13 protein-coding genes are annotated in these 13,860 nt (G+C 38.9%); 7 read left to right on the top strand and 6 right to left on the bottom strand.

What is annotated here, in order from left to right; translation table 11 throughout:
* Positions 1–566 precede the first annotated feature (566 nt).
* A complete protein-coding gene (locus tag AN490_RS15905; RefSeq protein WP_300005305.1) occupies positions 567–1,811 on the bottom strand; it encodes an inorganic phosphate transporter in 1,245 nt (414 codons plus the stop codon).
* Positions 1,812–2,047: 236 nt separating this feature from the next.
* Here AN490_RS15905 and AN490_RS15910 point away from each other — a divergent pair, with 236 nt between their 5' ends.
* Complete coding sequence (locus tag AN490_RS15910; RefSeq protein WP_256370303.1) at positions 2,048–2,182, top strand: hypothetical protein; 135 nt, start codon at positions 2,048–2,050, stop codon at positions 2,180–2,182.
* A gap of 506 nt (positions 2,183–2,688) precedes the next feature.
* On the opposite strand, the gene AN490_RS15915 is transcribed toward AN490_RS15910, so the two are convergent.
* Both AN490_RS15915 and AN490_RS15920 read right to left on the bottom strand, forming a co-directional pair.
* Complete coding sequence (locus tag AN490_RS15915; RefSeq protein ID WP_213799639.1) at positions 2,689–2,925, bottom strand: hypothetical protein; 237 nt, start codon at positions 2,923–2,925, stop codon at positions 2,689–2,691.
* 107 nt (positions 2,926–3,032) lie between these two features.
* Entirely contained in the window at positions 3,033–4,778 is a 1,746-nt protein-coding gene (locus AN490_RS15920) for an FAD-dependent oxidoreductase (RefSeq protein WP_300005339.1), read from the bottom strand.
* 55 nt (positions 4,779–4,833) lie between these two features.
* Between AN490_RS15920 and AN490_RS15925 the strand changes: the two genes are divergently transcribed.
* The 3 genes from AN490_RS15925 to AN490_RS15935 are packed head-to-tail and all read left to right on the top strand — an operon-like array spanning position 4,834 to position 5,789.
* Positions 4,834–5,034 carry a hypothetical protein gene (locus tag AN490_RS15925; RefSeq protein ID WP_300005309.1) on the top strand — a complete coding sequence of 67 codons (201 nt, stop codon included), beginning with the start codon at positions 4,834–4,836 and terminating at the stop codon, positions 5,032–5,034.
* Between the two features lie 12 nt (positions 5,035–5,046).
* Positions 5,047–5,448, top strand: coding sequence for a XisH family protein (locus AN490_RS15930; RefSeq protein ID WP_300005342.1), 402 nt, complete (start codon positions 5,047–5,049; stop codon positions 5,446–5,448).
* Positions 5,436–5,789: a XisI protein gene (locus tag AN490_RS15935; RefSeq protein WP_300005311.1), complete on the top strand. Its 354-nt coding sequence runs from the start codon at positions 5,436–5,438 to the stop codon at positions 5,787–5,789. Before AN490_RS15930 ends, AN490_RS15935 begins: the two co-directional genes overlap by 13 nt.
* A gap of 157 nt (positions 5,790–5,946) precedes the next feature.
* Here AN490_RS15935 and AN490_RS15940 read toward each other — a convergent pair whose 3' ends face one another.
* Complete coding sequence (locus tag AN490_RS15940) at positions 5,947–9,081, bottom strand: alpha-mannosidase (protein ID WP_300005315.1); 3,135 nt, start codon at positions 9,079–9,081, stop codon at positions 5,947–5,949.
* A gap of 100 nt (positions 9,082–9,181) precedes the next feature.
* On the opposite strand from AN490_RS15940, the gene AN490_RS15945 reads away from it, so the two are divergent.
* On the top strand, positions 9,182–10,486 hold the full coding sequence (locus AN490_RS15945) for a hypothetical protein (protein WP_300005318.1): 1,305 nt from the start codon (positions 9,182–9,184) through the stop codon (positions 10,484–10,486).
* 67 nt (positions 10,487–10,553) lie between these two features.
* Here AN490_RS15945 and xth read toward each other — a convergent pair whose 3' ends face one another.
* Complete coding sequence (xth, locus tag AN490_RS15950) at positions 10,554–11,336, bottom strand: exodeoxyribonuclease III (protein WP_300005321.1); 783 nt, start codon at positions 11,334–11,336, stop codon at positions 10,554–10,556.
* A 378-nt stretch (positions 11,337–11,714) separates the two neighbouring features.
* On the opposite strand from xth, the gene AN490_RS15955 reads away from it, so the two are divergent.
* Positions 11,715–11,912: a hypothetical protein gene (locus tag AN490_RS15955; protein WP_300005324.1), complete on the top strand. Its 198-nt coding sequence runs from the start codon at positions 11,715–11,717 to the stop codon at positions 11,910–11,912.
* Positions 11,913–12,085: 173 nt separating this feature from the next.
* The gene (locus AN490_RS15960) at positions 12,086–13,108 is read left to right on the top strand and encodes an alcohol dehydrogenase catalytic domain-containing protein (RefSeq protein ID WP_300005326.1); all 1,023 of its coding nucleotides are present in this window, start codon (positions 12,086–12,088) and stop codon (positions 13,106–13,108) included.
* Between the two features lie 150 nt (positions 13,109–13,258).
* Here the strand turns inward: AN490_RS15960 and AN490_RS15965 are convergent, their stop codons facing one another.
* Positions 13,259–13,600 carry a Dethiobiotin synthetase gene (locus AN490_RS15965; protein WP_300005330.1) on the bottom strand — a complete coding sequence of 114 codons (342 nt, stop codon included), beginning with the start codon at positions 13,598–13,600 and terminating at the stop codon, positions 13,259–13,261.
* Positions 13,601–13,860: the final 260 nt, after the last annotated feature.

Here is a 13,860-nt window from a genome sequence, read left to right on the forward strand (position 1 = left end):
ACTGAACTTATAAATTTAATTAACTTATTACAAGATTATTATCTATCATTTTTTTCAGGAATGATAGTTATAAAAGCCTTACAAATGAATACCTAACTACAAGCATCAAATCAGTACGGAATACCTATTGATTGATAGTTGCCATCATGATGGGAGACTATCAATTGTACCTCTGTTCTCTAAATCATTGTAAAATTCGGAAACTTATGATTGGTAGGTATCTTGATTTAGCTTAACCGACAGAAGCCCCACGTCTGACCCGATAGGGCAGCGGGGCATGAATGGCGCGTGAATTGACGACGGTTTTTCGACCAACGCGACAGCAAGGAAGGAAAACATGGAGACAATTCACAAAATTTGTGTTATGAATTGAATATCTCAGCAAGGCGAGAGAATAGCGATAACCAAGCTAGATACATGATCATTTTTTTTGATTAACCTTGATTTTGCCTTTGGAACGAGGGGTCAGCCTATCGCCTTAACATCAGTCTTGTTGTTCTCGAAGAGCAAAAAGCTGTTAACTGGGTAGGAAGCCTATACTTACCCGCAAGGGAAGTGTAGGTAGTTCACTGCCAGAAAATTGCCATGAGGGTAAAAATAGTGGCACTCAGGGCGGCACTGATGGGGACTGTAATTAACCAGGCCGCAGCGATATTTTGGATAGTAGCAAATTTTATTGATTTAATGTTCTGTACCAGTCCAATACCCACAACTCCACCGACAAGGGCGTGGGAGGTGGAAACGGGTAAACCTAAGCGGGAAGCTATTAAGATGGTGATGGCTGTGGCCAGTTCGGCACAAAATCCGCTACTAGGTTCTAAGGAAATAATATTTTCGCCGATGGTAGCGATAACTTTTTTACCCCAAACTGCTAAACCTGCGACAATCCCCATCGCACCGAGAACTAGAATCCAGAGGGGAATGGTGAGTTGATCACTGGGGACTTTACCTTGTTGATTAATGTAGGAAATTACTGCTAGGGGGGCGATCGCATTACCAACATCATTAGAACCATGAGCAAAGGCCACGAAACAAGCACTCAAAACTTGAAATTTGGCAAATAAACCTTGAATTTTATTGTCAATTTGACTATTTGCCAATTGTCGCCAACTGATCAAAGTCAGGGACAATACGGCGATTCCCCCTGTAAATAGGGTAATGTCGTGAGCAGGAATATTCAATTTTCCCTCTGTGAGTAAGAACTGACTCAGAGGTTGAGTGATTGTGGGGAGAACGATAATGCCAAATACACTCAATAGCAATGTACTTAACCAGGGAATCCATTCCTGTAACTGGGATAGGGGCTGGGGTTGGTTAAAAATCCAATGTTGAATCAGACTATAAAACCCAGCGGCGATGGCGCCACTAATTATTGGTGTTAAAATCCAGCCAATGGTAATTAAACCAATGGATGACCAATCTATTGCTTCTATTCCTAAAGCTACCCAACTAAAGCCAGCGATCGCTCCCACAATGGCATGAGACGAAGACACAGGTAAACCCCTAGCTGTAGCAATTTGTAGCCATATCCCAGCCGTTAGCAGTACCGCTATCATTCCCATCACTAAAGTTTGTGGTGTCGTCACAAATAAGGCTGGATTAGCGATTTTCGTGCCAAGGGTAGATGTTACCTCTTGTCCAAACAAGACAGCACCCAGAAACTCTAACACCCCAGCAATAATGATTGCCTGTTTGAGCGTAATAGCCCCAGAACCGACAGAAGTTCCCATCGCATTAGCAACATCATTTGCACCCAAATTCCAGGCGACGTAGAAGGCTAGGAGGGCGACTGTCGTGGTTTGTATGTCCATAAAATAAACCATTCACACTTATTAACAGGTAAAAATTGTGATGAATGATTTACATTTTCCATTTTTTGGGCTGTAAAAATTCGGACGAGCTAGTGAACTCGACAGAATGCTTCACAAAACTTAACTTTTTTTTCAGAAAATAGGTGGAAAACCCTGAACAATAATTACTGGGATTTTGCTTTTGAAACCCGTGAAGACAAAGTTTAGAAACTTGATTTATTAATCATTTTAGCGAAATGTCTCTTCTCAAATCCCAACTGATAGCTTTTAACCATATTCCCCAAGGACAACTCCGAGTCATAGATGTTGCTTGTGGTAGTGGACAAACACTAAAGTTAATGAGAGAAACTTTATCTAAAGTGATGAGTTGACAAATTTAACCAAAAGTTTGCTTTTTCCTGAAATCCGGTGATTATTTTTACCTGTTAACGCCCAAATATTAAACCATGACTGTGATCAGAAGCGATTGTGAAGGGCGAGGTTGGTACATGTATTAGTGATTTAATCACCAATACACGCCAAGGTTTGAGTAATTACCGGATGTTTTGATGAAATATTGAACAATTTTCGAGAGATGAAGTGCTGTAACTGTCTATGTTTTTAGCAGAGAAATTGCAATACTGATAGCTTGCGTGACGACGCAGTAGCCGTGGGACTGATAAAAGATATAGTGCTTGTAACTATCTATATCTGGTGTCAGTGAAAGGGAAATTTACAAACGATAGAATCAAACAAGTGTAGTGCTGTAACTGTCTATATCGTTTCGATTCAGGACGTGGTATGCAGGATTTAAAAGATCCAATAATCCGGTAATATCATTTCTGGGTTGGCAGGTTTTACGCTTCAACGATTCAATAACAGAACTGAAATTGCCAACTTATCCATCTAATCCTCTACGACCACTACCTCGGTGAGGATTGGGCTTTTCGGGTTGGTTGGGGCTAGGTTTGGAGTTATCAGCCAGGTTGAAACTCTGGTTTAACACCAAAGGTGAAAGCTGGTAATCGGACTTAGCCATTGACAGAGCGGAAAAACGAGTCTGTACTGCTTCGCAGTTAAAAGCTAAGGAGCCACATACCAGACTCGATACTAAAAGTGAAATGGCAGCACGCATAGTAGATGTCTATTTTAGAACTCTCTACTTCACTAATACTTAACTTTTATATGTCTGTCCGGAAAATTCGGGAAAAAGTCTTGTAATTTACTGAATAAATGTTCATTTTATACTTCTTCAAGATGCTCAACAAGTAACCAATTTCCAGAGAAATTTGGCCGCCCCCAAATCTTGAGTATTTTTTCTGGGGTCAAAGCTTGCAATTGTTGGTCTATATCAGATTTCAACGTTACAAGTTGCCAATTTGTTGTAGTTAAATTGGTGTGATTTGTAATATTAAATTGGTAATTTTGCTCACCCAGTCGTCGGAATTTGCCTGTAAAGCAGTCGAGATTTAATTTATTATCTTCATCGACTAAAATACAAGGACAGTTACCATCGGCAGGATAAGCTTCTGGGTGGTCTAAATAATAAGTTTGCCAGTACAACCAATCGGGATGATTAGTTAATAAGTTAAACAAGGGAACAATTGGGCTAGGTGCATCGTCGTCTGTCAATAATGCAGCCTGCAAACTCTTCACTGGTAAATCCCTGGGTTGACATTCTAGCACAATACAAAGATAAGCTGCCATACCTGCTGCTTGTCCAATTCCCATGACTACTGGTTGAAGTCTAGTAGCGCCGTTAGCGATGTGGGAAACGGAAATGTTTTTTTCACAAACTAGCAAACCATCTGTAGTAGCAGGAACCAGGGCGCGATAGGGGATAGTGAAGGGTGTTCCTGTCCATCTTCCACCCCAGCGGATAGATTTAGGTTGCAGTGAAAAATCAACACCGGGATAATGATGATCGTTGGCATAGTTACCGACAGCAATAGCATCAAGAGATAGTGATGCGGTTTTACTGTTGGCTAAAGGCAAAATATCCTGTTCACAAACGGTTGTTAAGCCCACTAAGCGGCGACTTTCCCGATAATAGGGATGGAGGGCAAAAGCGGAGTTAGCACTGGGGAAAAGGTTTTCTGCTAGTCCGTAACGCCTACCCAACTCCGTTTGGATGAAGTGGGCAAAATTTTGACTGTGCCAAAAACATTCTTGCACAAATTCGCGCCTTTTTACATCCGAATCTCGCAACCGATTGGCATTTTGGCAGTAATCGTTGCCCGCAATAGGCCAGTTAATCATAAATCGATCTCCTGGTAAGCGTCCATAGTTCAAAAATTTTTCTGGACTATAGTTATCCCAAGCTCCTGTAAACTGGGAGGGATCATAGTTAGGGGCTGGAAGAATTGCTGGGGCGGTATTTTCGCCAAAGTCTTCCATGACTACTACCCAGGTTGGTGGTTGGACTGGATAAGTTTGAGTAAGGGCGTTGAAGTTGGCTGGGGCGCTGGGTTCTCTCCATTCTGACTGTAATTCCCAACCCCAACGGTGAGGGATTTCTCCTAATGCTAATAAGTCTCCTAATTCTGTGCCGTCAAGGATAATTTTGGCGTTGACGGTGAAATCTGCAAAGCGGACACCTGTGATACAGTCTTGGGTTCGCAACACTTCTAATGGCACTTGTCCGGAAATCCACTGAAGATTCGGTAATTCTCGCACCCAGTTGGCAAATATTTCTGCACCTATCCGCGGATCATAACTGAAAAAGCTGACCCAACTATGATCTAATCCTCCTGGTTGTCTGCGTTGCAATTCCTGTAAAAAAGCTCCCCATAAACCAGTTTGAAGGGACTGTAATTCGTTTCCGTCTGGTGCAGATACACCGGCAGAGGTTAGCATTCCTCCTAACCAGGGAAATTCACTCACAAGGATTGTTTTTACACCTCGTCGTGCTGCTTGGATAGCGGCCGCTGTTCCACCTGTGCCTCCACCGACTACTAGGACATCTGTTGTATAGGTTTGATTCATAATATTAAGTCAATTGGTTATTGGGTATTAGGAGACGTTTATCACAGATCATCCGGTTGTGACTCATCATACTGGTTTTGGCATTAGACATCTGGTAAAAAAGAATGTAGGGACAATTCATGAATTGTCCCTACAAGGGTTTCTTTGCACAATTTCAGGAATCATCCTGATTATCGGTGTAGTTATGGCTGTCATGTCCATATTACCCAAATCTAATGATCAACTAATAGCTGATGGTAAAGCCAAATCAGGACATTAGCCAGCCAAAGATATCTACCATAACGAAGTCAAAAACGCATTGATAAAAGACGGTTGGACTATCACATACGACCCTTATATTATCAAATACGAGGATGCCGAACTATACGCAGACCTAGCAGCAGAAAAACCAATTGTTGCAGAACGTCAAGGACAGAAAATAGTTGTGGAAATTAAAAGTTTTGTCAGCAAATCGCTGATGTATGATTTTCATAACGCCTTGGGACAATATATCGTATATCGGAATCTCATTCAACTTACAGCACCAGAATATAAACTCTATTTAGCTATTGATGATATTGTCTATGAGAAATTTTTTCAACGGAAATCTGTACAAGCCGTAATTCAGGAAAATCACCTGCTGTTAATAGTTGTTAATACAGAAAAGGAGGAAATTCAGCAATGGATAAACTAGAACAATACCGGAATATTATCAAAAAAATATTGACTGAATATTACGAAATGACGAATAATCAAACTTCAAAAAAATGTGAATTTGAAGTTAGTGAACGTTTAGCTATTGATGAAACCAGAGATCAATATATTTGGTTTCGTTTTGGTTGGGATGATAAAAAGCAAATACAGCATATCATCATTTATCTTACCATTAAAAACGGCAAGATTTGGGTAGAAGAAGATGCAACAGATTTATGTATAGTTGATGATTTACTATCAGCAGGAATACCGCAAAATGATATTGTTTTGGGTTTCCATCATCCCAGTAAAAGAGTTTTCACAGAGTTTGCTACCGCTTGAAATAATGAGAATATTGTAAGGGTTTAGCATTGCTAAACCCCTACCTTTTATGTTAAAATAAACCTAAATTTAACCCTCATCTGATTGATCAGAAATACCTAATAATTAGACTATAATTAAATAATGCCAATATGCCAGCCAAAGATATCTACCATAATCAACTATTAGCTAAATCCTGAGAACAATTAATTAATGTGGCTTGAAATGTCACAATTTTCCAAGGTTGAATATTTTCCTCTAATTTAAGACAATTCTCTAATAAATCAACTGGTTCTCCTAAACTTAAAACCTCACTTTGCAAAGATAAATTCGCTGTTTTTCCATGACATTCATAAAAGCGAAGAATGAATTTCTCCGAATCATCTTCACTGGGTTTAAGTGCCATTAAAATCAAATTATCTGCTGATAAATATAGAAAACTTTGACTTTGACAACCATCTGAATTACATTGATAATTATCTGGATTTACTAATACTTGAAAAGGCACGTTTAACTCATAACCACGTTTTACAGTTTCTGCTTCTTCCCAACTGCCCAAATGAGGGTATAAACTATAGGTAAATTCGTGTATTCCTCTATCAGCTTGGGAGTCTGGCCAATTGGAACTTCTTAGCAAAGTCAGACGCAGTTGGCTAGGTTGGGCATCGTAACCATATTTACAATCATTGAGAAGACTAACTCCGTATTTTCCGACTTCTGTATCTGTGGTTAAATCTGCCCAACGTAAAGCGGGGACTTCCCATTTTGCCTTTTGGGCGGGGGTTTGGGGGTTTGTGGGACGACGAATAGCACCGCAGGGGATTTCGTAAGTGGCAAATTCGGCTTGGAGATTGAGAGGAAAGGCTGTTTTTACTAATACCTGATTTTCTTGCCAATTTACAGTATTAGTTATTTTCAAAATTGGTGAACCAAGTTCCAAAATGTAATCTTGACGAAATTCCGATTTTCCCAGTTGACGCACTACTCGCAACCGTTGGTGAATTTCTCCATATTCTTGCCATTGAATTGATTTTAATTCGGTTGGAGGGAGGGGTTTTGTGTTATAATTGGGATCTATATTCCAAGCATCCCAATATTGGCCGCTGTCGGTAAAAGCTTGAAGTTGATTTCCTGCACCGGTTAAAATTTCCCTTTGTTTAATTTTATCAAAGACGCTGGTTAGATCTCCGGTTTCGGGGTTAACTTGAATTTGCAGATATTCGTTTTCTAATATCCAGTTTTTGGGGAATATTTTCGGCTGGGGGGAAGAGGGAGAAATCCAGAAAATGCTGTAACCTATAGATGGGATAGTTGCGAAAAATAATAAAGTTGAATTTTCGCAGTTTTGGGATAAAATTTCTTTTCCTTGAATATCAGCAACTTTCCAGGTTGGATAATTTGGGGTGATGATTTTTGATAAGTCAACTGTAACAACTTCCGACCGTTCCCAGTTGAGAGAGTTAAAAATTATGACGGGGATACTCTCAGAATTGGGAGGTTGTGGTATATTTATTTTGGATGCGATCGCTTTTAATGAGTCTTCTAATATTTTCGTTCCCATTTTTTCCACCGCTTCCCATTCGGGTATTGCGTCTGCGTAAACTTGGGTAATGGAAGAACCGGGTAGAATATCGTGAAACTGGTTAAATAAAACTTTTTTCCACGCGGTTTCTATTTCTGTTTGCGGAAATTCCGCACCACAAAGAATATTTGCTAAAGTTGCGAACAACTCAGCACTATATAATAGATGTTCAGATTTGCGATTCCAACGTTTTTGGTCTGCGTGGGTAGTATAACATCCGCGGTGGAATTCTAAATAAAGTTCGTCTTCCCAAACTGGTAAGTTTTGACTTGCGGATTTTATTTGCTGAAGATATTTTTCCGAAGTTGTAAATTCTAACTTGGGGAAAATTGGGGAATGTTCCCAACGTCTTCCAGTCTCCAGCATATCACGAGTTGGACCACCACCATGATCACCAACACCAGGAAGCCAAAGGGAATCTTGTAAACCTGTTTGAGTTTTCCACTCACAAGCGTACTTGGCCATTTTTACAGGTTCGATGGTTTCGCCGATAGGTGCGGACATGAAACTTAATGTTTGACTACCATCGAGCGATCGCCACCAAAATAAGTCATAATCAAATTTAGTTGTATCATTCCAGCGGAGTTTTTGCGTCACAAAGAGTTCAATTCCCGCATTTGCTAAAAATTGGGGTAATGTCGCACAAAAACCAAAGGTATCGGGAACCCAAACTACAGCAGATATTTTTCCGAACTTCTGCAAAAAATACCTTTGTCCATATAATAACTGACGAACTATAGACTCACCAGCAATTAAATTTAAATCCGGTTCTACCCAAAAACCTCCCAAAACTTCCCATTTTCCGGCTTTAACTTGGTTTTGAATTTCTCTAAACAAGTCAGGACGATTTTCTTCTACCCAAGCATACAACGCCGGTGTGGTATGACAGAAAATCAATTCAGAAAAATCTTTTTGGAGTTGTAAAACTGACTCAAAAGTATTTTGTGCTGCTTTCCAAGTTTCGGCTACAGGCCATAACCATGCTAAATCTAAATGGGCATGACCTAATAAATTAATTTTATATTTTTGGGCGTTGATAAATTCAGCTAAACCCACATAGGTTTCTCGCAAATTCACCAAATATGTTTTCCAATCTTGATTTTCTGCGTCTTTAAGATTTGTAACTTTCTCAACTTCCCTAGCTAAATTTGGAATTTTTTCTGGTGCGAAGTTTTGGATAATAATTTCCGTAACTGCTAATTCATCAGCAATAAAACCAGCATCAGGATGATTGTAATCTGTTGATTCATAAATTGCAAGCGATCGCATCAACGCCCCATCACAATGTCCCGGACTCACCAACCGCAAAGCTATGGTAAACTCTTCCCCAGGAGTTACACTAGAACTGAGTAATACTCGCGGTGAAGAATCAAACAAATCTCCCGTCAATACTAACTTATCATTAACATATACTTCCGCTAGATCTGCCCACCATACCAAAGCCACGCGCAAAGACAAACCCGTTAAGGGAAAGTTGTGTAAATTCTCAGGAACAGAAAATTTTTGTCCTAACCATAATACCTGTTTTCCTCCTTTCCAGAAAATATGATCTTTTTCATTTAGCTCAACAGGTTGCCAATCAGTTAAACTAAATGGGATAAAATCAGTAACTACCTCGTCAGTTTCCTGATATCTCCAGGTGGACTGGATATCAACTTGACAACAAGAACGCAAATTTTCAATTGCTGTGGATATAGATTTGGTATTTAATGAGGATACAGGAAGATTCATATTTCCAATAAAATAATATAAATAATTGACACTGACGAAAATTTACAACTTGCTGGGAGTTTCATAACCTCACCCTACAACTTACACATAATTACCTACCATGTCTTCCGATTCTTCAAACCGCTATCAAAGCAAACTCTTTAACTTTGTCTACCAGCATTCTCGACGGTTGACACAAAAGTGGGAAAACACCGTCAAAAATTTGCAAGTTGCTACTGGGTTGGGTGTAGGTTCTCTACTTTATCCACTTTACCAATTATGGCAACAAAATGGAACAGCAAAACAATTACATTCAGCAACTCCCCCCTCTAGTGACGCACCAATTCAAATTATATTAGATGTTGTCAAAAATCTTCCTCCTGGAGATGCTGATTTACCAACTTCCCCAAAAACAAATCCTTTCACATTTTTAGGATCTTTGTGGGAGAAAATTTTTCCCAAGCCGAATTTTCCAACTTCAGAAAATACTCTCCAACAGCATATACCCACAGTACAGGGAATTGCTATAGAATTACAAACCCGAAACTTGGTCTTAGTCAGTGCTGATAATCGGATTTTCGATGTTTTCACACCGCAGCAAAACGTCAAATTAGCAGATAGAATTAATAGCGAAATTAGCGAATATCGGTATTCTTTACAATTAATTGCTTACCAGCAAAAAGAATTATTGCCCAAAATTGATCATCTGCTGAATAAGCTAACTGAGGAAGATTCTATCATAGCACGAAAATCTCTATTAAATCCCATTAAACTTTTTGGATTTCTCGATCAATTAATTGCTAATTTAGAAACTACGGCTTTAGTTACTGTCCAAAAACATAGCCAGGAAATTGTCAATCATTTCCAAAATCAGGTTAATGGATTAGCAGTTAATCACGATGATTTAAAATCTCCGCAACTACAAATTTCTGATTTAATAGCAGCCGCGATAAATTACTTTTTTGGAGGTAGAAATAATTATCAACTTGACTCAAATTCTTCTCCAGAAAAACTCCAAAATCAATCTGATTTTAAAAAGGTTTTATCATCAAATAATCAGTTAGATTCTCGTGATTCTTTAGGAGATAATTGGTTGACATGGAATGATTTATTTGGTGAAACGAATACCAAACTTGAGGAATCAGTACAGCAACCTCAAGCAAAAAGAGAATTCCCTGAGATTCACCGCAAAATAGGTCAGCAAGCAACCGAACCCAAAAATGAGGAATTTCCAGAAATAGATAGTCAAACCAGCCAAGGATTTAATTTTAAGCCTGACTGGATTGATATTTCTGCTACATCATTAGGTTATGAAAAACACCCATTAGAACAAATTCTGGAATGGTTAGATCAGTCTATATTATGGATAGAGCAGATATTCACAAATATGATTTATTTCTTTAGAGGTTTATTGTTAGGGAGATAATTGAAAAACAAGAAAAACTAGATCCCCGACTTCTCAAAGAAGTCGGGGATCTGAAATCTAAAATCTGTTAAAATTCCACAATTACTGGTGTATGATCACTAGGTTGAACTAACTTCCGGGGTTCAATATCAATAGTGCAACTTTGGGCGCGTTCATACAAAGTTGGTGTAAGATAATGATGATCTATTCGCCAACCTAAGTTACGCTTAAAAGCAGCAGTCCGATAATCCCACCAACTATAATTTTCTCCTGCGTTGTTAAATTTACGAAAAGCATCTCCAAAACCTAAACTGAGAACATCTCGTAACGCTTGACGTTCTAATGCAGATGCCATAATGTGATTATCTATCTTTACCTTATCATTAATATCTATATCTTCTAAGGCAATATTAAAATCACCACACATAGAAATAGTAGGATTTGATAATAGTAAAGTCTGTAAATATTCCTTGAGAATTTTTAACCAGCCTAACTTATATTCATACTTGTCGCTACCGATAGCTGAACCATTGGGAACATAAAGATTAACAATTCTTACTCCTTCAATTATACCAGAAATTACCCGTTTTTGTTCATCCCATGCTGATGCTATTTCTGGCAAAATAGCACCAAAACCCACATTTACATCTGTCAAAGGTTGACGACTAATTAAAGCCACACCATTATAAGATTTTTGCCCGGAAATATACGGATAATAGCCTAAATTTTCAAACGCAAGATTAGGAAAGTCCTTGTCTATGACTTTGGTTTCTTGTAAACACAAAACATCAACCGGATTTTCTGTTAACCAATTGATAACCTGTTCTAAACGTGTCCGCACAGAATTCACATTCCAAGTAGCAATTTTCATGAGTTAATTATTAAAACGACTGCAAAATAATGGTAAAGTGATTATCTTATGAAAATTATATATTTATGATCCCTAAGATAGATGAATAAGGACTATACTAGTTTATAGTTTAATAATGTTCTCACAGGTTTTCATTGTTTTGATCAAAGAATCAGCTTGGATAAATACCCAATAAAGCTGGTTAATTTAGCATTTATTGATAGGTTTTTACCACCAATTTCTCTAAATCTGAGAATTGCGAATGGGGGGAATAAAAAACTATAAAAAATGAATGTTACTAAATAAACCATAAATTTAGAATTTTGAATTGTTTAATGGTGATGTCGAGATCAATCATAACATTGCCAGGGTTTAATTTTTTTTAAAGGAGGACATTTTATGAGTATCATAGTTAACACCTGCCCCTGCTGTGGTGGTTCGGTTCTGCGTCATGTCCGTCATCATGAGGTTTATTGGTTTTGTCTTTCCTGTAGACAAGAAGTACCAGTTTTAAATACAAGTAGTGGATCTAATCCACTATCTAAGTTGGAAACCCGTAATCAAGAAGTTTTACCCCAAACGGCTTTGAGTTCTTGAATTTTTCAACATGGGGAATAGAAAACTCATCAGCATAAATTTAGGTAAAAGCAGGAATTGCTAATTTTAAATACAAAATATATGCCGATGTCATTAAGTATGGTATAAAAGCGTATTTAATAGATTTTGATAGCGTGGTTTAAGCCATACTTCTTTTTTATGGGTGAAAAATTTTGTTAGCAGCACTACTCTACGGACAAGAGGATTTACGCCTAGAACAAGTTCCTGACCCGACTCCCGAAGCCGGCGAGGTGGTGATTCAGGTGGAAGCAGCCACTACTTGTGGAACAGATTTGAAGGTATGGCGACGTGGTGGCCATGCTAAAATGTTGACACCGCCGACACTGTTTGGTCATGAAGGTGCGGGACGGATTGTCGCTGTCGGCGCTGGGGTGACGAATTGGCGGGTAGGCGATCGCGTGGTAGCAAATAATTCTGCTCCCTGCATGAAATGTTTCTTTTGTCAACGCCAAGAATATTCTTTATGTCCCCATTTAACTTGGAATAATGGGACATTTGCGGAATATCTGAAAATTACTGCTCCCATAGTTGAGCATAATTTATTACCAGTTCCTAAGCATTTGCCCCTAGTATTAGCGGCGATGACTGAACCGCTGGCTTGTGTATTACATGGTATCAGCCGTTCTGGTGTCAAACCCCATGACAAAGTAGTGGTTTTGGGTGATGGCGCAATTGGCTTGATGTTTGTGGCAGTATTAGCGAAATATACTGAGGTAATATTATGGGGTGGGAATAACCAACGGTTAGAAATTGGTAAAAAGCTAGGCGCGGCAAAGACTTTCAATTATCATCAAGTTACGGCTATTGCCAACACAGTTAGGGAATTAACCGCTGGTTGGGGTGCAGATGTAGTTATAGAGGCTACTGGTGTACCGAGTGTTTGGGAAACGGCGATCGCTTGCGGTCGTCCTGGTGCAACTATCAATTTATTTGGTGGTTGTCCAAGAGATACCACAATTTCTGTCAATACCGAACAATTGCATTATAGTGAACTTACTCTCAAAGGCGTATTTCACAATACACCAGAATATGTGAAAGCAGCCTTATTGCTCATCGCTAGTGGTACAATTCCTTTTGACTTACTTATTAGTGAACACCGACCTTTACAGGATTTAGAACAGGTATTCATGGATATGAAGGCACGGAAAGTAATTAAAGTAGCGATGTATAACTAAAAAAATGCTCAAACAATCTTTACTGAAGTTATTGATTTTACCTTGTTCTCTGATACCTTGGTTCTCAGGAGAAATGCTGCTAAATAATACGGTAGGTTGACACGAACAATTCGAGTCCATAATCATCTTAATTCCTGCTATATTTCGCAGTTACAAAGTTTGCCATGTGCCAGAAAAAATACTTTCAGCCGCCAAGGAAATCCGGACTAAATCCTCATTAAGCAGGGGCGGCCAGTCCACACCTGCTTTTCGTCCCGCTGCAAAAAGTCTTTGTGCTTTCACAGCCAATTGATATAAAGCAAAAACCAGTTCTCTATCCAAGCTGGGTGATGTTTTCAAGGCTTCAAATACCACCTTTAAAGCTAACAGGGTGGAAGTCACTTGACCCGGAACTGGAGGTTTACCTTGTTGTAAACGACTTAGCAGAGTATCTGGATTGTCTGGGCTGGTTGTTTGGTCTATGAGTAGTTTCCGTGCTATTTCGTAATTCATGCTTCTAACTGGTTTCCATTTGGCGTAAAAGTTACACTTTACCAATATATTAGAAGCATCTAGCCCAGGAAGGTTGCAATTTTTCCCCAGAATAGTTTATTATCCTGATTTTACTGTTTAATCTGGGAAAAAACTCAGTATCAATTCCCTGTTTCTTAATTTTATGATTATTACAAGATAGCCCGGAAAGTTTGAAAGCCCCTGAGAAACAGGAACGAAGTTCCGTCTTTCGTGCTTTAGACAGGGGATGAAAAACGGCA

This window comes from Anabaena sp. AL09, assembly GCF_001672255.1.
In the GTDB taxonomy this organism is placed as follows: domain Bacteria; phylum Cyanobacteriota; class Cyanobacteriia; order Cyanobacteriales; family Nostocaceae; genus Dolichospermum; species Dolichospermum lemmermannii.